General features: G+C 67.5%; 14 protein-coding genes and 1 pseudogene. 9 read left to right on the top strand and 6 right to left on the bottom strand.

Translation table 11 applies throughout. From position 1 onward, the window contains the following. The first annotated feature begins 42 nt into the window (after nt 1-42). Nucleotides 43-1,245 (top strand): 3-oxoadipyl-CoA thiolase, encoded by a 1,203-nt coding sequence (gene pcaF / locus LGM42_RS20400; protein ID WP_060309900.1) that lies wholly within the window; start codon nt 43-45, stop codon nt 1,243-1,245. Nucleotides 1,246-1,407: 162 nt separating this feature from the next. Here the strand turns inward: pcaF and LGM42_RS20395 are convergent, their stop codons facing one another. Both LGM42_RS20395 and LGM42_RS20390 read right to left on the bottom strand, forming a co-directional pair. Beyond that, nucleotides 1,408-1,968: a GNAT family N-acetyltransferase gene (locus LGM42_RS20395; protein ID WP_226233031.1), complete on the bottom strand. Its 561-nt coding sequence runs from the start codon at nt 1,966-1,968 to the stop codon at nt 1,408-1,410. Next, nucleotides 1,965-2,183 carry a hypothetical protein gene (locus LGM42_RS20390; RefSeq protein ID WP_226233030.1) on the bottom strand — a complete coding sequence of 73 codons (219 nt, stop codon included), beginning with the start codon at nt 2,181-2,183 and terminating at the stop codon, nt 1,965-1,967. The genes LGM42_RS20395 and LGM42_RS20390 overlap by 4 nt, the downstream gene beginning before the upstream one ends. Nucleotides 2,184-2,494: 311 nt before the next feature. Here LGM42_RS20390 and LGM42_RS20385 point away from each other — a divergent pair, with 311 nt between their 5' ends. Further along, nucleotides 2,495-4,039: a PAS domain-containing methyl-accepting chemotaxis protein gene (locus LGM42_RS20385; protein ID WP_226233029.1), complete on the top strand. Its 1,545-nt coding sequence runs from the start codon at nt 2,495-2,497 to the stop codon at nt 4,037-4,039. Nucleotides 4,040-4,450: 411 nt separating this feature from the next. Continuing rightward, nucleotides 4,451-5,995 carry a PAS domain-containing methyl-accepting chemotaxis protein gene (locus tag LGM42_RS20380; protein WP_059582210.1) on the top strand — a complete coding sequence of 515 codons (1,545 nt, stop codon included), beginning with the start codon at nt 4,451-4,453 and terminating at the stop codon, nt 5,993-5,995. Nucleotides 5,996-6,115: 120 nt separating this feature from the next. On the opposite strand, the gene gabD is transcribed toward LGM42_RS20380, so the two are convergent. Then, on the bottom strand, nt 6,116-7,585 hold the full coding sequence (gabD, locus tag LGM42_RS20375; RefSeq protein ID WP_060309896.1) for an NADP-dependent succinate-semialdehyde dehydrogenase: 1,470 nt from the start codon (nt 7,583-7,585) through the stop codon (nt 6,116-6,118). Between the two features lie 101 nt (nt 7,586-7,686). Continuing rightward, entirely contained in the window at nt 7,687-8,970 is a 1,284-nt protein-coding gene (locus LGM42_RS20370) for a 4-aminobutyrate--2-oxoglutarate transaminase (protein ID WP_059582213.1), read from the bottom strand. A gap of 126 nt (nt 8,971-9,096) precedes the next feature. On the opposite strand from LGM42_RS20370, the gene LGM42_RS20365 reads away from it, so the two are divergent. The 4 genes and pseudogenes from LGM42_RS20365 to LGM42_RS20350 all read left to right on the top strand — a co-directional run bounded on the left by LGM42_RS20365 (nt 9,097) and on the right by LGM42_RS20350 (nt 13,802). Beyond that, nucleotides 9,097-10,605 (top strand): PLP-dependent aminotransferase family protein, encoded by a 1,509-nt coding sequence (locus LGM42_RS20365; RefSeq protein ID WP_226233028.1) that lies wholly within the window; start codon nt 9,097-9,099, stop codon nt 10,603-10,605. A gap of 144 nt (nt 10,606-10,749) precedes the next feature. Further along, nucleotides 10,750-11,814 carry a selenide, water dikinase SelD gene (gene selD / locus LGM42_RS20360; protein ID WP_081059225.1) on the top strand — a complete coding sequence of 355 codons (1,065 nt, stop codon included), beginning with the start codon at nt 10,750-10,752 and terminating at the stop codon, nt 11,812-11,814. Nucleotides 11,815-11,895: 81 nt separating this feature from the next. Continuing rightward, nucleotides 11,896-12,490: pseudogene (locus LGM42_RS20355) on the top strand (LysE family translocator). 232 nt (nt 12,491-12,722) lie between these two features. Continuing rightward, a complete protein-coding gene (locus LGM42_RS20350; RefSeq protein WP_060968290.1) occupies nt 12,723-13,802 on the top strand; it encodes a purine-nucleoside phosphorylase in 1,080 nt (359 codons plus the stop codon). A 222-nt stretch (nt 13,803-14,024) separates the two neighbouring features. Here the strand turns inward: LGM42_RS20350 and LGM42_RS20345 are convergent, their stop codons facing one another. Together LGM42_RS20345 and ceoR are read right to left on the bottom strand one after the other, a co-directional pair. After that, entirely contained in the window at nt 14,025-14,318 is a 294-nt protein-coding gene (locus tag LGM42_RS20345) for a DUF4148 domain-containing protein (protein ID WP_060309892.1), read from the bottom strand. 406 nt (nt 14,319-14,724) lie between these two features. After that, nucleotides 14,725-15,729: a putative multidrug efflux transcriptional regulator CeoR gene (gene ceoR, locus LGM42_RS20340; protein ID WP_059582046.1), complete on the bottom strand. Its 1,005-nt coding sequence runs from the start codon at nt 15,727-15,729 to the stop codon at nt 14,725-14,727. Nucleotides 15,730-15,902: 173 nt separating this feature from the next. On the opposite strand from ceoR, the gene LGM42_RS20335 reads away from it, so the two are divergent. Then, complete coding sequence (locus tag LGM42_RS20335) at nt 15,903-16,763, top strand: alpha/beta hydrolase (protein ID WP_060309891.1); 861 nt, start codon at nt 15,903-15,905, stop codon at nt 16,761-16,763. Between the two features lie 31 nt (nt 16,764-16,794). Then, the gene (gene ceoA, locus LGM42_RS20330; RefSeq protein ID WP_124860272.1) at nt 16,795-18,012 is read left to right on the top strand and encodes a multidrug efflux RND transporter periplasmic adaptor subunit CeoA; all 1,218 of its coding nucleotides are present in this window, start codon (nt 16,795-16,797) and stop codon (nt 18,010-18,012) included. The last annotated feature ends 10 nt before the right edge of the window (nt 18,013-18,022 follow it).

The raw sequence follows: 18,022 nt of genomic DNA, 5'->3' as shown, positions 1-18,022 counted from the left end.
GCCCTGTTCATTTCCCAGCCTTTCACGGGACCGGAGACACTGATGACCGAAGCTTTTCTGTGTGATGCGATCCGTACGCCGATCGGGCGTTACGGCGGTGCACTGTCGGGCGTGCGCGCCGACGATCTGGGCGCGGTGCCGCTCAAGGCGCTCGTCGAGCGCAATCGCGACGTCGACTGGACGGCGATCGACGACGTGATCTACGGCTGCGCGAACCAGGCCGGCGAGGACAACCGCAACGTCGCGCGCATGTCGCTGCTGCTCGCGGGCCTGCCGCAGGGCGTGCCGGGTTCGACGATCAACCGCCTGTGCGGTTCGGGGATGGATGCGGTCGGCGTGGCCGCGCGTGCGATCAAGTCGGGCGAAGCCGCGCTGATGGTCGCGGGCGGCGTCGAGAGCATGACGCGCGCGCCGTTCGTGATGGGCAAGGCCGCGAGCGCGTTCGCGCGGCAGGCCGACATCCACGACACGACGATCGGCTGGCGCTTCGTCAATCCGTTGATGAAACAGCTGCACGGTGTCGATTCGATGCCGGAAACCGCCGAGAACGTCGCGGTCGACTACAACGTCAGCCGCGCGGATCAGGACCTGTTCGCGCTGCGCAGCCAGCAGAAGGCGGCACGCGCGCAGCAGGACGGCACGCTGGCCGAAGAAATCGTGTCGGTCACGATTGCGCAGAAGAAGGGCGATCCGGTGGTCGTGTCGCGCGACGAGCATCCGCGCGAAACGTCGCTCGAAGCGCTCGCGAAGCTGAAGGGCGTCGTGCGCCCGGACGGCTCGGTCACGGCCGGCAACGCATCGGGCGTCAACGACGGCGCCGCCGCGCTGCTGCTGGCGAACGAGGCAACCGCGAAGCGCTTCGGCCTGACGCCGCGCGCCCGCGTGCTGGGGATCGCGACTGCCGGCGTCGCGCCGCGCGTGATGGGCATCGGCCCCGCGCCGGCCACGCAGAAGCTGCTCGCGCGGCTCGGGATGACGATCGACCAGTTCGACGTGATCGAACTGAACGAAGCGTTCGCGTCGCAGGGCCTCGCGGTGCTGCGCATGCTCGGCGTCGCCGACGACGATCCGCGCGTGAACCCGAACGGCGGCGCGATCGCGCTCGGCCATCCGCTCGGCGCGTCGGGCGCGCGCCTCGTGACGACCGCGATGTACCAGCTGCATCGCACGAACGGCCGCTTCGCGCTGTGCACGATGTGCATCGGCGTCGGCCAGGGCATCGCGATCGCGATCGAACGCGTCTGACCGGCGCGATGCGGTGAAGCGGCCGCATACGCGCCGCTCCACCGACGCGCTGTTTCCGCCATGACGGGCGGCACGAGTTGTCTCGTGCCGCCCGTCGTCGCTTGCGCGTTAATCGGCCTGCGACAGTCGCGGCAGACGCGCCGCTATCCGCGTACCGGGCCGTCAGGCCGTCGGCCCTTCCAGGTGAATGTCCTCGGGCTCGAGCGCGTAAAGCTCGGGATCGGGCGCCGTGCTGACCGTGAAGCCGAGCCGCAGATAGAAATCGATCGTGCGCCGCGACGGCGTGGCCGACACGTACAGGCGCTTGGCGCCCATCGCGCGCGCCTGCGCGCGGGCCGCGCGGTAGAGCTGTTCGCCGAGCCCGCAACCGCGCCAGTCGTGGCTCACGTGCAGGAACTTCAACTGAAGCATGTCGCGTTGCGGGCCGAGCGGCCGGCTGTCGACGATCGCCGCCGCGACGAGCCGCGCGCCGTCGAAGCTGCCGAGAAACCAGCCGCCGCGGTCGTGGCAGTCGAGCAGGATCGGCGTGTAGTGGTCGGCTTCGCCGTCGGGCCAGCCGGCCACGTCGTAGAACTCGGGCACGAGATGCAGCGCGCCGCCGCGCAGCACGTACAAGTGTTCGATGATTTCGCGCCGGTCGATGGTCCACACGAGCGGCACGTCGTCGCGCGCAAGCGGGCGGGCCGACAGCGCGTCGCGTTCGGCGGTAGTGCGGCGCGTCATGCGGCCACCCGGTGCGCGGCGATTGCGTACATCACCGGCAGGCGCGGCATGCCTTCGGGCGGCAGCATCCGGTGGCTGTCCGGTTCGTGTTCTTGCGGAAACCGCGCGGCGTCGCCGTTGCGGAGAAACGCGGCCTGATCGCCGGTATGGCTGTCATGCTCGACCGTCGTCGTATTCGAGGACAGCCGATTCACTTCATGCAATGCCTTTTTCATCAGAATTCGAATTCAGGTGGAATGGAGCAGGATAGGCCGATCGTTTCGCCATTTGCAACGGACGCGCGCATTGTCAAACCGTACGGCGCTCCGAGACAGACAAATAAACGAGCGTGGCGATTATCGCCGGATTATTTGATCGAAATCATGGCAATCGCCCAATTGGCTATTTTATGCGCATCGGGATTAAGGTTTTCCGGTGAATTGCCGACAGTAAGGACGAGAGTGTCGTAAAGCGAACAACCGTTTTTCGGCTACTGAGCGCGAATTCAGCGCGGCGCGGACGACAGATCCGCCTTTCGGAGCCTTGCATGCGCAACAACCAGCCCGTTACCCAACAGGAATTCGATTTTCCCGACGACGTCACGCTGATGTCGACGACCGATGCCGATAGCATCATCACTTACGCGAACACGACGTTCGCGCAGGTAAGCGGTTTCTCGAACGAGGAACTCGTCGGCCAGCCGCACAACGTGGTGCGTCACCCGGACATGCCGAAGGAGGCGTTCGCCGACATGTGGGCGACGCTTCAGGCCGGCGAGCCGTGGACTGCGCTCGTGAAGAACCGCCGCAAGAACGGCGACCACTACTGGGTGCGCGCGAACGCGATTCCGGTGATGCGCGACGGCGCGCCGCACGGCTACATGTCGGTGCGCACGAAGGCGCCGCACGACGAGCGCGAAGCCGCGGACGCGCTGTATCGCGCGTTTCGTGAAGGCAAGGCCGGCCGGCGCCGGTTCCACAAGGGGCTCGTGATCCGCACCGGGCTGCTGCGTGTCGCGTCGCTGGCGCAGACGATGTCGGTGCGTGCGCGCGTTCATTCGGCACTGTGCGTGCTGGCGCCGACGGTCGTCGGCGCCGGCTGGGCGGGCGGATTGACCGGCGGCGGGCTCGCGGCGTTCGCCGTCGTGACGGCCGGCGTGGCGGCCGCGGCCGGCTGGTGGCTCGACGCGCAGATCGTGCAACCGCTGAAGCGGCTGCACGAGCAGGCGCTGAACGTCGCGACCGGTGAAAGCCGGCGCGGCGTGCGAATGAACCGTGTCGACGAGATCGGCATGACGCTGCGCACGATCAACCAGCTCGGGCTGATGTTTCGCTGGCTCGTCGACGACGTCAGCGAGCAGGTGCACAACGTCCAGCGCGCGAGCAACGAGATCGCGCAGGGCAACAGCGACCTGAGCTCGCGTACCGAGCAGGCGTCGACGAGCGTGCAGCAGACGGCCGCGTCGATGGCCGAGATGACGGCCACCGTGTCGAGCAACGCGGAGACGGCGCTGCAGGCGAATCAGTTGTCGGTTTCCGCGAGCGAGGCGGCCGGGCGCGGCGGGCAGGCGGTGAGCGAAGTCGTCGCGACGATGAACGACATCACGGCCAGCTCGCGCAAGATCGCGGACATCATCGGCGTGATCGACGGCATCGCGTTCCAGACCAACATTCTCGCGCTGAACGCGGCGGTCGAGGCCGCACGCGCAGGCGAACAGGGGCGCGGCTTCGCGGTGGTGGCGGGCGAGGTGCGCGCGCTCGCGCAGCGCAGCGCGAACGCGGCGAAGGAGATCAAGACGCTGATCGGCGCGAGCGTCGAGCGCGTTGAATCGGGCGCGCGGATCGTCGACGGCGCGGGCAAGACGATGGAGGACATCGTCACGCAGGTGAAGCGCGTGTCGGATCTGATCGCGGAGATCAGTTCGTCGACGGCCGAGCAGAGCACGGGCGTCGCGCAGGTCGACCAGGCGGTCGTGCATCTGGACAACATCACGCAGCAGAACGCGGCGTTGGTCGAGCAGAGCACGGCGGCGTCGGAGAGCCTGAAGCAGCAGGCGACGCGGCTCGTGGATGCGGTGAACGTGTTCAGGTGACGGCGTAAAAGCGTGCGCGACGTGCGGGTTCGATCGATGAATCCGGCGTGTCGCGCACAGCGTTCATTCGGATTTTTGGATTGAATCGAATGGCGGAAAACGAGAAATATTCGTATTTCCGATTTTACCGGCGCACGTTGAATCAGGCCGGATGCACGAGGTCGAATGATCAGACGAATCGCCGGCAAACCCTTGCCCGACAAGGCAATTCGTTTATCCATGAACATATTGTTCGGCAAAAACACGATGATGCCTGTTTAATGCATATTTATCCGGATTCGGCATAATGTTTTCGCCGAATTTGCCGAAAGCGCAGGAGTCGACTTACACGCATGCGACTCGATCGTCATGCGCGGGGTCTCGAATCAATCGACGAGCGGACGCAAGATCCGCCACCCGGAGCTCCACACCATGCGCAACAACCAGCCCGTCACGCAACGCGAATTCGAATTTGCCGACGACGCGACGCTGATGTCGACGACCGATGCCGACAGCTACGTCACGTACGCGAACGCGGCATTCATTCAGGTCAGCGGCTTTTCTCCCGAGGAGATCGAAGGTCAGCCGCACAACGTGGTGCGGCATCCGGACATGCCGAAAGAGGCGTTCGCCGACATGTGGGCGACGCTCCAGGGCGGCGAGCCGTGGACCGCGCTCGTGAAGAACCGCCGCAAGAACGGCGATCACTACTGGGTGCGCGCGAACGCGATTCCGGTGATGCGCAACGGGCAGCCGAAGGGCTACATGTCGGTGCGCACGAAGGCGACGCGCGACGAGATCGCGGCCGCCGAGGCGCTGTATCGCGATTTCCGCGAAGGCAAGGCCGGCAGCCGCCGGTTCCACAAGGGATTGATCGTCCGCACGGGCGCACTGCGTGTGGCGTCGCTGTTCCAGACGATGTCGGTGCGAGCCCGGCTGGTATCGACGCTGTGCGTGCTGGCGCCGGCCGTCATCGGCGCCGGCTGGGCGGGCGGGTTGACCGGCGGGGCGCTCGCGGCATTTGCCGGTGCGGCGGTCGGCGTGACGGCGGCGGCCGGGCTGTGGCTCGACGCACAGATCGTGCGGCCGCTGCGGGAACTGCGCGACGAGGCGTTGCGCGTGGCGACCGGCGAAAGCCGCAGCGGCGTGCGAATGAACCGTGTCGACGAGATCGGCATGACGCTGCGCACGATCAATCAGCTCGGGCTGATGTTCCGCTGGCTCGTCGACGACGTCAGCGAGCAGGTGCTGAACGTGCAGCGCGCGAGCAACGAGATCGCGCAGGGCAACAACGACCTGAGCGCACGTACCGAGCAGGCGTCGACGAGCGTGCAGCAGACGGCCGCGTCGATGGCCGAGATGACGGCCACCGTGTCGAGCAATGCGGAGACGGCGCTGCAGGCGAATCAGTTGTCGGTTTCCGCGAGCGAGGCGGCCGGGCGCGGCGGGCAGGCGGTGAGCGAAGTCGTCGCGACGATGAACGACATCACCGCGAGCTCGCGCAAGATCGCGGACATCATTGGCGTGATCGACGGAATCGCGTTCCAGACCAACATTCTCGCGCTGAACGCAGCCGTCGAGGCCGCACGGGCGGGCGATCAGGGGCGCGGCTTCGCGGTGGTGGCGGGCGAAGTACGGGCGCTCGCGCAGCGCAGCGCGAACGCGGCGAAGGAGATCAAGACGCTGATCGGTGCGAGCGTCGAGCGTGTCGAATCGGGCGCGCGGATCGTCGACGGCGCGGGCAAGACGATGGAGGACATCGTCACGCAGGTGAAGCGCGTGTCGGATCTGATCGCGGAGATCAGTTCGTCGACGGCCGAGCAGAGCACGGGCGTCGCGCAGGTCGACCAGGCGGTCGTGCACCTGGACAACATCACGCAGCAGAACGCGGCGCTCGTCGAACAGAGCACGGCGGCGTCGGAAAGCCTGAAGCAGCAGGCGACGCGTTTGGTGGAGGCGGTGAACGTATTCCGCTGATCGCGGAACGACAGGAAGGGTGACGCGGGCGCGACGGAGAGGGGTACCGGCCCGCGTCGGGCCGCCCGGTTCCGGCCGGGCGGCGAGGGCCTGGCGCCGAAAGCGGCAGGCCCCGAACCGTCAGACGGCGAGGCAGAGGTACTTGATCACGACGTAGTCGTCGATGCCGTAGTGCGAGCCTTCGCGGCCGAGGCCCGATTGCTTGACGCCGCCGAACGGCGCGACTTCGTTCGAGATCAGGCCCGTGTTCACGCCGACCATCCCGTATTCGAGCGCCTCGGCCACCTTCCACACGCGGCCGATGTCGCGGCTGTAGAAGTAGGCGGCGAGGCCGAACTCGGTGTCGTTCGCGAGACGGATCACCTCGTCGTCGCTGCCGAACTTGAACAGCGGCGCGAGCGGCCCGAACGTCTCTTCCTTCGCGACCTTCATCGCCGGCGTGACGCCCGTCAGCACGGTCGGCTCGAAGAAGCCGTGGCCGAGCGCGTGACGCTTGCCGCCCGTCACGACAGTCGCGCCCTTCGCGAGCGCGTCCTCGATGTGCGCCTCGACCTTCAGCACGGCGGCTTCGTTGATCAGCGGGCCCTGCGTGACGCCCGGCTCCGTGCCGCGGCCGACCTTCAGCTGGCCGACGGCCGCCGCGAGTTTCTGCGCGAACTGGTCGTACACGGCTTCGTGTACGTAGAAGCGGTTCGTGCACACGCACGTCTGGCCGCTGTTGCGGTACTTCGACGCGATCGCGCCCTGCACGGCCGCATCGAGATCGGCGTCGTCGAACACGATGAACGGCGCGTTGCCGCCGAGTTCCAGCGACACCTTCTTGACCGTCGCCGCGCATTGCGACATCAGCAGGCGGCCGACCGGCGTCGAGCCGGTGAACGACAGCTTGCGCACGATCGGGTTCGACGTCAGCTCGCCGCCGATCGCCTTCGGATCGCCCGTGACGACGCTGAACACGCCGGCCGGCACGCCCGCGCGTTCGGCCAGCACGGCCATCGCGAGCGCGGAGAACGGCGTCGCTTCAGCCGGCTTCACGACGATCGGGCAGCCCGCGGCGAGCGCCGGGCCGACCTTGCGCGTGATCATCGCCGCCGGGAAGTTCCACGGCGTGATCGCCGCGCACACGCCGATCGCTTCCTTCGTCACGACGATGCGCTTGTCGCTCGCCGGCGTCGGGATCGTGTCGCCGTACACGCGCTTGCCTTCTTCCGCGAACCACTCGAGGAACGACGCCGCGTAGCCGATCTCGCCCTTCGCTTCGGCCAGCGACTTGCCTTGCTCGGTCGTCAGGATCAGCGCGAGGTCGTCGGCGTTTTCCATCATCAGGTCGTGCCACTTGCGCAGGATCGTCGCGCGTTCCTTCGCGGTCTTCTTGCGCCACGCCGGCCATGCGGCGTTCGCGGCCTCGATCGCGTGACGCGTCTCGGCCGTGCCCATCGCCGGCACGGTGCCGAGCAGGCCCCCCGTCGCCGGATTGCGGACGTCGAACGACTCGCCGGTCGCCGCGTGTTGCCATTCGCCATTGATGTACGCCTGCTGGCGGAACAGCGACGGATCTTTCAGTGCCAGGGTTTCCTGAACGGTGCTCATGTGAATCGCCTGCTTCGAAAAAGGACGGATAAGGACCGATGAAAACGGCCGCCGCCGTCTTCACGACGGCGGCGGCGCATTCAGTTGACGTGGACGGGCACTCAGGCCGGCACGCCGACCGTTTCCTTCAGCACTTCCTCGAGGATCGCGAGCGCTTCGTCGAACACGGCTTGCGGGATCGTCAGCGGGAACAGGAAGCGCACGACGTTCGAGTACACGCCGCACACGAGCAGCAGCAGGCCGCGCTCGAGCGCACGCGTCTGCACGCGCTTCGTGAATTCGGCATCCGGCTCGCCCGAACCCGGCTTCAGGAATTCGACCGCGATCATCGCGCCCGGGCCGCGCACGTCGGCGATCTGCGGCACGTCGGCCTGCAGCGCATTCAGCTTCGCCTTCAGCACGTCGCCGAGCTGCGTCGCGCGCTCGCACAGCTTCTCTTCGTCGATGATTTCGAGCACCGCGTGCGCCGATGCGACGGCCAGCGGGTTGCCCGCGTACGTGCCGCCGAGGCCGCCGGGCGCCGCTGCGTCCATCACGTCCGCACGGCCGACGACGCCCGACAGCGGCATGCCGCCGGCGAGGCTCTTCGCCATCGTGATCAGATCGGCCAGCACGTCGTAGTGCTGCATCGCGAACAGCTTGCCGGTGCGTGCGAAGCCCGTCTGCACTTCATCGGCGATCAGCAGGATGCCGTGTTCGTTACAGATCTTGCGCAGCGCGCGCACGAATTCGGCCGGCGCCGGGTTGAAGCCGCCTTCGCCCTGGACCGGTTCGAAGATGATCGCGGCGACACGCTTCGGATCGATGTCGGCCTTGAACAGCATCTCGATCGCCTTGATCGAGTCGGCGGTCGTCACGCCGTGCACGGCGTTCGGGTACGGCGCGTGGAACACGTCGCCCGGGAACGGGCCGAAGTTCAGCTTGTACGGCGCGACCTTGCCGGTCAGCGCCATGCCCATCATCGTGCGGCCGTGGAAGCCGCCCGAGAATGCGATCACGCCCGGACGGCCGGTCGCCGCACGCGCGATCTTGATCGCGTTCTCGACGGCTTCGGCGCCAGTCGTGAAGAACGCGGTCTTCTTCGGGAAGTCGCCCGGCGCGCGTGCGTTGATCTTCTCCGCCAGCTCGACGTACGACGCGTACGGGACGATCTGGTAAGCGGTGTGCGTGAAGTTGTTCAACTGATCCGCGATCGCCTTGACGATCTTCGGGTGGCGGTGGCCCGTGTTCAGCACCGCGATGCCGGCGGCGAAATCGATGAAGCGGCGGCCTTCGACATCCCACAGCTCCGCGTTCTCGGCGCGGGCTGCGTAGAAATCGCACATCACGCCGACGCCGCGCGGGGTGGCGGCGTTCTTGCGGGCCTGCAGATCGGCATTCTTCACGGTCATCTCCTTGATGTTCTTCCCGGTGAGTAGAAAATCGGCCGCCTTGGCGACCCATGGAGGCGACTATAATCACATTTGGCTCTGGCAATCAGAGCCATTTCAATAAATATTCAGGAGCCAATCATGCGCGCGAGCGTGTTGTCGGACTGGCTGGCGCAGCGCCTCGTGCGCGGCGGCGAACAGCCGATCTACCGGCAGCTTCACCGGCTGCTGCAACAGGCGATCCTGTCGCGCGAACTGCCGGCCGGCACGCGCGTGCCGTCGTCGCGGCTGCTGGCCGCCGAGCTCGGGATCGCGCGCAACACGGTCACGCAGGTTTACGAACAGCTTGCGCTCGAAGGCTACGTGAACTCGGCGACGGGCCGCGGCACGTTCGTCGCCGACAGCGCGCCCGACGAGATCGTCGGCGCGCCGGCCGATCCGGCTGGCGGGCCGGCGGTCGTGCCTTCGTCCACGCGGCGGCTGTCTACGCGCGGCACGCGGCTCGTCGAGGGCGCCGGCGTGTCGAAGCGCCAGGGCGGCGCGTTCATGCCGGGCGTGCCCGATGTGTCGCGATTTCCGGCGCGTGTCTGGACGCGGCTGCACAACAAGTACTGGCGGCGCCCGCGCCCGGACCTGCTGACCTACGCACCCGGCGGCGGGCTCGCGCTGCTGCGCGAGGCGCTGGCCGACTACCTGCGCACGTCGCGCTCGGTGCGCTGCACGCCCGAGCAGATCGTGATCACGACCGGCATCCACCAGTCGATCGACCTCGCGGTGCGGCTGCTGACCGATCCGGGCGACGCGATCTGGACCGAGGATCCGTGCTACTGGGGCGTGCGCAGCGTGCTGAACGTGTCGGGGCTGACCACGCGACCGATCCCGGTCGACGACGAAGGCATCGCGCCGTCGGCCGCCGATCTTGCCGAGCCGCCGAAGCTGATGCTCGTCACGCCGTCGCACCAGTATCCGCTCGGGATGGTGATGAGCCTCGCGCGGCGGCGGATGCTGCTCGAATACGCGCGCCAGCACGGCTGCTGGATCATCGAGGACGACTACGACAGCGAATTCCGCTACGGCAGCCGGCCGCTCGCGTCGCTGCAGGGCCTCGACACGGCCGGGCAGGTGATCTACGTCGGCAGTTTCGGCAAGACGCTGTTCCCGGGGCTGCGGGTCGGCTATCTGGTCGCGCCGGAGCCGCTCGCGGAAAGCTTCGCGACCGCGAGCGCGGAGCTGTATCGCGAAGGCCAGCTGCTGCAGCAGGCAGTGCTCGCCGAATTCATCGCGGAAGGGCATTTCGTGTCGCATATCCGCAAGATGCGCACGCTGTACGGGCAACGCCGCGAGGTGCTGCTCGACGCGGTCGCGCGGCGCTACGGCGATACGTTGCACGCGCTGGGCAGCGACGCGGGGCTGCACCTCGTCACGCAATTGCCGGCGGGCGTCGACGATCGCGCGGTCGCGCAGGCCGCGCTCGAACGCAACATCGTCGTGCGGCCGCTGTCCGGGTATTACGCGGATCGTTCGCGCGCCGCGTCGGGGTTGTTGCTCGGCTATGCGTGCGTGCCGGAAGACGAGATCGGGACGGCGTTCGCGACGCTGGCCGAGGCGATCGACGAGCGGGCGCTCGGCGGGGCCGTGGCGCTGGCTTGACGCGTGAGCACGGCAATATCGACTCGTTGCGATTCCGCCAAAGACCGATCGAAGCGCAATACGCTCCGCAACGCGGCGAGCGTACCGCGCGCGCTCGCGCGGAATTGCCGATAATAGAACGTTGTTATTCACCGGATGCCGACGATGACCGAAGCCACCCAAGCCCCGCCCGCCGTTCCGCGCCTCACGAGCCTGTCGCACGGCGGCGGCTGCGGCTGCAAGATCGCGCCGGGCGTGCTGTCCGAACTGCTCAAGCGCGCGACGCCGCCCGCGCTGTTCCCCGATCTGCTGGTCGGCACCGAGACGTCCGACGACGCGGCCGTCTACCGGCTCAACGACGAGCAGGCGATCGTCGCGACCACCGATTTCTTCATGCCGATCGTCGACGATCCGTTCGACTTCGGCCGCATCGCGGCCACCAACGCGCTGTCCGACGTTTATGCGATGGGCGGCAAGCCGATTCTCGCGCTCGCGCTGGTCGGCATGCCGATCAACGTGCTGCCGCACGAAACGATCGCGGCCGTGCTGCGCGGCGGCGAATCGGTATGCGCGGAGGCCGGCATTCCGGTCGCGGGCGGCCATTCGATCGATTCGGTCGAGCCGATCTACGGGCTCGCGGCGATCGGCGTCGTGCATCCGTCGCGCGTGAAGCGCAATGCGGCCGCGCGCGCGGGCGACGTGCTCGTGCTCGGCAAGCCGCTCGGCGTCGGCGTGCTGTCGGCCGCGCTGAAGAAGAACCAGCTCGATGCCGACGGTTACGCGCAGATGGTTGCGACCACCACCAAGCTGAACCGGCCGGGCGCCGAACTCGCCGCGCTGTCGGGCGTGCATGCGCTGACCGACGTCACGGGCTTCGGGCTGCTCGGCCATACGCTCGAACTGGCGCGCGGCGCGCGGCTCACCGCGCGCGTGCACTATGCGTCGCTGCCGTGGCTCGCGGGCGTCGAGACGTTCGTCGCCGACGGCGTGTTCACCGGTGCGTCGGGCCGCAACTGGGCCGCGTACGGCACCGATGTGCGGCTCGCCGACGCGCTGCCGCCCGTCGCGCAGGCGCTACTGACCGATCCGCAGACGTCGGGCGGGCTGCTGGTCGCATGCGCGCCGGAAGCGGTCGACGACGTGCTCGCGTGCTTCCGTGCCGACGGTTTCGACCGCGCGGCGGTGATCGGCGAGATGGTGGACGGGCCCGCACGCGTCGACGTCGCCTGACGCCGGATTCACACGCCGCATCGTTTCGACTTCGCCGGAATCGACGCTTTCCATCGACGGTGTCGATGCCATCGACGACCGATGAACGACTTCCTGTTCGGGCTGACGATCGCGCTGTCGGTCGGGCCCGTCGCACTGATGATCGCGCACTACGGCATGCGCGCCGGTACGGCGACCGGCGTGCGCGCGGCGCTCGGGGGTGGCCGCTGCCGACGGCTGCTATGCGGTCGTCGCGTTCACGATCGGCGCGCTGCTCGCGGGCACGCTGGCGTCGTATCTGTCGGTGTTCCGCATGGTCGGTGCGTTCGTGCTGCTCGCGATGGGCGCGCGGATGCTGTGGCAGGCGCTGCATGACCGGCGCCGCACGCTCGACGGCAGCGTACCGACGCCGCCGGCCGATCGCCCGTTCATGTCGATGTTCTTCGTCACGCTCGCGAATCCGCTGACCATCCTGCTGTTCTACGGCTATGCGACCGCTGCCGCCGGTGCGCACCGGCACTGGCTGCTCGGCGTGGCGTGCGTGTTCGCGGGCAGTCTCGCCGGGCAGCTCGTGTTCGCGTTCGGCGGCAGCGCGATCGGGCGCTTCGTGAAGTCGCCGGGATGGCTCGCCGCGAGCCATGTGGTCGCCGCACTCGTCGTGCTTGGATATGGCGTCGCGGGGCTGTTGCGCGTGTAGCGCGGCGAGAAGCGGCCGAGGTCGCGGTTGGCGGCAAAACCAGATAGCATTCCTGATGTTTGCAAGGCCGCGACGAGTGGGCAATTTCCCGTCGCGCAACACGCATCCGTTCGCACGAAACACGGCCCGCCGTTTCGTAGTCGGGTTCCGCATCGCGCACGCCCGTTCTATACTCCCTCGCGCAGTCTCCGACAGCCGTTCTCATCCAACATCACTGAAACAAGGAACGCCGATGCTGACTCGCTCCATCCTTTCAGCCGCTGCATTCTCGCTCGCGGCCTGCGCGACCGCGCCGTCGATCGCGCAGGACAACCAGGGCAACAATGCGGGCAACGCCGCATTCGCCGAGACCGGTGCACAGGGCCGCCCGGTCAAGGTCATGATCATCACGATGTTCGGTCCGGAAGGCCAGGCGTGGCTCGACCGGCTCGGCCCGTGGCGCGACATCGCCGTGCCGGGCCTGTCGCCCGACTATCCGGCCGTCCACTGCAACAAGCAGGACGTGTGCGTGGTCACGACCGGCATGGGCTATGCGAACGCGTCGGCGACGATCATGGCGCTCACGTTCTCGCAGCGCTTCGATCTGCGCCGCACGTACTTCCTGATCTCGGGCATCGCAGGCGTCGATCCCGCGCAAGGCACGGTCGGCTCGGCCGCGTGGTCGAAATACCTCGTCGATTTCAGCCTGCAGTGGGAGCTCGATGCGCGCGAGATTCCGGCCGGGTGGAACACCGGTTTTCTCGGCATCAACACGAAGAGCCCGAACGACAAGCCGCCGCTCGACTATCGCACCGAAGTATTCCAGCTCAACCCGCAGTTGACCGACGCCGCATACGCGCTGTCGCGCAACGTCGTGCTCGCGGACAGCGCACAGGCGCAGGCCGCGCGCGCGAAGTTCACGTACGCGCCGGCCAACCGGCCGCCGACGGTGATCCAGTGCGATACGTCATCGGGCAATACGTGGTTCTCGGGCACGCTGATCGGCGAGCGCGCACGCCAGTGGACCAAGATCCTCACGGACGGCAAGGGCACCTACTGCATGACCGCGCAGGAAGACAACGCAACGTACGAAGCGCTCAAGCGCGCGGCGAGCGTGAAGCGGGTCGACCTGTCGCGCGTCGCCGTGCTGCGCACGGGGTCCGATTTCGACCGGCCGTACGCGGGACAGACGAGCGCGGACAACCTGCTGAACTACGCGGACCAGGGCGGCTTCGCGCCGGCGACCGAAAACCTGTACCGTGCGGGCAATCCGCTCGTGCAGGACATCGTCACGCACTGGGGCGAATGGCGTGATGGAGTGCCGCGCCGTTGATCGCCGCAGGACGGTATCGGCGACACGTCGCCGCGAGCGTCAATGCGATTGCGACCCGGAGCGGAACGGCGTCCACACCGGCGTGGTGTCGTCCCAGTGATCGAGCGGCGAAGGAAGTTGATCGTTCATCATGTGCTCCTGCAACTCACTGACTCAGCGAGTCGTCGACGAGGTGGTTCGAGACACCGCGCGCGGGGCAACCCGCTGCGCGGCCTCGCGCGGTTACCGGCCCCCGCCGGCGAGCTGGTTGCTTTCCGGCATCGGGCGATAGGCGCCTTGTGCGAGCTCGAGCCCTTGCGGGTACGACGTTGCCTTGCGCAGGTACGCGAGCGTGCCGTCCTTGCGTGCCTGCACGACCTCGGCGCTCACTTCGGCGCGCGTGCGCGGGCCGTTGTGCTGCGAATACCACGACGTGTTGCCGTAGTCGCCGGCGTGCGGCGTACCCGAATCGGCGAAGGCCGGTGCGGACACGGCAAGCGTGAGAGCAAGGGCCGAAAGAAGATGGCGGTGGTTCATGGCGTCACTCCTGAAGATGTCGGAGCGGGCGCCTGGGCGCTTACTCCGGTCCCGCCAGGCGGGATCTGTTCGATGCGCAACGAGGTGCGCGACAGGGTTTACTCTAGGTGTCCGTTCCGTCGCGATAAATGCGGCTCGCACGAATTGAATTGTCGCGAGACTGGAACAATCGGAATCCGTACGTGCGGTGGGGGAATGCGGAAACGGCCCGCAGCCCCGTGGCGCCGGCGTCGCAGGGGCTGCGGCGAGGGCGCGCGACGACGCACACGGCCGATTGCCGCGGGTTGCGCAAAGGCTTACTGCGGATTCGGGAAGGATCGGGGCGCCGCGCTTGGAGAGGGTGCCCAGGCGGCGCGCAGGCGGGACGACGTGCGGGCGCCGCGGCCCGCACGCGTGGTTCAGACGATTACGCGACCCACTCGTTGATGACCGGCGTATCGAGCGCCGGCGCGCGTTCGGCTTCCTCGAACGTGCGCTTGCTGCATGTCGCGTCGAGGCTGCCCTTGCCGCTCAGCAGCGGGCAGCGGTCGAACACTTCGGCCACCCAGTCGACGAACACGCGCACCTTCGGCGACAGATGGCGGCTGTGCGGATACACGACCGAAATCGGCATCGGCAGCGGCTTGACGCCGGGTAGCACTTCCTTGAGCCGGCCCTCGCGCAGGTGCGGCAGCACCATGAAGAGCGGCGGCTGGATCAGCCCGAAGCCCTCGATACCGCAGGTCACGTACGCATCCGCGTCGTTTACCGACACGATGCCCTCCATCTTCATCTCGACTTCCTTGCCGTCGATCAGGAAGGTCCAGTCGATCGTGCGGCCGGTGCGGCTCGAGAAGTAGTTGACGGCCTTGTGCTGGCTCAGATCGTCGATCGTCTGCGGCTCGCCGTTGCGCTCGAGATAGTCGGGCGACGCGACGGTCACGCACTCGAACAGGCCGACGCGGCGTGCGACGAGCGACGAATCCTGCAGCGCACCGACGCGGATCACGCAGTCGACGCCTTCCTGCAGCAGGTCGACCGGCCGGTCGGACAGGCCGAGCTGCAGGTCGATGTCCGGATAGCGCGTATGAAATTCGCACAGCGACGGAATCACGAGCAGCCGACCGATCGAGCCCGGCATGTCGATACGCAACTTTCCGTGCGGCTTCCGGTTGTTGGCCTGGAAGCTCGCTTCGGTTTCCTCGACGTCCGCGAGGATCCGCACGCACCGTTCGTAGTACGCGGCGCCGTCCGGCGTGAGCGACAGCCGGCGCGTGGTCCGGTGCATCAGCCGCACGCCGAGGAAGGCTTCGAGATTCTGGATGATCGTCGTGACGGACGCTCGCGGCAGGCCGAGCGTTTCTGCTGCCTTGGTGAAGCTGCTTGTATCGACGACGCGAGTAAACACCTGCATGGCCTGAAGCCGGTCCATCACAACCTCCGCAATCTAATGAGCCCGCGAACAACAAGGCTGCGCTACCTCATGGGTAAACGCAGCCTCGGATTGTTCGGGGGCGTTGAATTGTGTTGCCGGATTATAGGCATTTATCCCAATGTCTGCCGGACTCAGAATTCGTTCCATCTCGAAATGGATGCCGCATCGTCATGGACGCTTCTGAATTCAGCAAATTCCTGAAAGCCGCGCTGCCCGCGCAAGCCACAGCGGGCGGGGCGCTGACGGTTGCCGAAATCGAAATTCCCGGCTACGCACAGGACATCGTGCTGCGCCTCTACCGTCGTCCGGACAAGACCGGGTTGCCAGTAGTGCTTTATTTCCACGGCGGCGGCTTCGTTCGCGGTTCGCTCGAAGACGCGGATTTCGCCGCGCGTTTTTTAGCAGAACGCTTACCAGCTCTCGTAGTGTCGGTCGACTATTCGCTCGCGCCGGCCTTTCCTTTTCCGGCCGCGCCGGAGGATGCGTATCGCGCCGCCGTGTGGGCCGCGACGCGCGCCCGCGCGTTCGGCGGCAATCCGAAGAAGATCGGGGTCGCGGGGCACGATGCGGGCGGCCAGCTCGCGAACTGCCTCGCCTTCATCGCCCGCGACCGCGGCGAGGTGTCGATCGCCGCGCAGGCGCTGTTCGGGCCGATGCTCGACCCGAGCATGACGCGCATCGGCGACGCCGAGCGCCTCGCGTCCGACATCACCGCGCGCGAATGCGCGGCCTGCTATCGCGCATACCTGCCGCAGGCGGCGCAGCGCATGCACCCGTACGCGGCGCCGATCGAATCGGTGCGCCTCGCGGGGCTGCCGCCGACGCTCGTCGTCACCGCGCAGAACGACGTGCTGCACGTCGAGGCGGAGAAATATGCGGGCTGCCTGATTTCGTCGGGCGTGCTCACGCAGGTGATCCGCTACCCGGACATCACGCACGCCGCGCTCGCCACGCACGAAGCCGCGTTCGAGGAAGCCGTGCGCTTCTTCCAGTGCCGTTTCCAGGCGCGCCAGCCGAACCGTTCCGAATAACCAGACCAATCCACGCTTACCGGAGATCCACATGGCCATCCTACGCACCACCCGTTCACGAATCGCGACCGCGGCGATCGTCACGCTCGCCGTCGTCGGCCTCGGCACGTTCGGCGCGATGCGCGTGAACGCGAACGCGCCCGAGAAAGCGGCGGCGCCGCTGCCCGAAGTCGACGTCGCGACCGTCGTGCCGCAGACCGTCACCGACTGGCAAAGCTATTCGGGCCGCCTCGAGGCGGTCGAGAAAGTCGACGTGCGCCCGCAGGTGTCGGGCACGATCGTCGCGGTGAATTTCAAGGACGGCGCGCTCGTGAAAAAGGGCGACGTGCTGTTCGTGATCGACCCGCGCCCGTACCAGGCGGAAGTCGATCGCGCCGCCGCGCAGCTTGCGGCCGCGCAGGCGCGCAACGGCTACGCGCAGACCGACTGGCAGCGCGCGCAGCGGCTGATCGGCGACAACGCGATCGCGAAGCGCGACTACGACGAGAAGCAGAACGCGGCGCGCGAAGCGAACGCGAACCTGAAGGCCGCCGAAGCCGCGCTGGAAACGGCGCGCATCAACCTCGGCTACACGCGCATCACGGCGCCGGTATCGGGCCGCGTGTCGCGTGCGGAAATCACGCTCGGCAACGTCGTGTCGGCCGGTGCGTCGGCCGCGCCGCTGACGACGCTGGTGTCGGTGTCGCCGATCTACGCGTCGTTCGACGCGGACGAGCAGACCTACCTGCAATACATCAACGGCGCGCGCAACGGCCGCAAGGTGCCGGTCGAGCTCGGCCTCGCGAACGAGACCGGCTACTCGCGCAGCGGCGAGATCGACTCGGTCGACAACCGGCTCGACACGTCGTCGGGCACGATCCGCGTGCGCGCACGCTTCGACAACGCGGACGGCACGCTCGTCCCGGGCCTCTACGCGCGCGTGAAGGTGGGCGGCAGCGCGCCGCACGAGGCGCTGCTCGTCGACGATGCCGCGATCAACACCGATCAGGACAAGAAGTTCGTGTTCGTCGTCGATCAGCAAGGCCGCGTGTCGTACCGCGAAGTGCAACCGGGAATGCAGCACGGCAACCGGCGCGTGATCGTGAGCGGGCTCGCGGCCGGCGATCGCGTGATCGTGAACGGCACGCAGCGCGTGCGCCCCGGCGAGCAGGTGAAGCCGCACATGGTCCCGATGACGGGCGGCGACGAGCCGTCCGCGCCGCTCGCGGGTACCGCGAAGCCGGCCGCACCGGCGAAGGCGGATTCGTAAGCGGCACGCC

The sequence above is a fragment of the Burkholderia sp. AU39826 genome, from assembly GCF_020419965.1.
Lineage (GTDB): Bacteria > Pseudomonadota > Gammaproteobacteria > Burkholderiales > Burkholderiaceae > Burkholderia > Burkholderia semiarida.
This window is presented reverse-complemented; position numbering and strand designations above follow the sequence as displayed.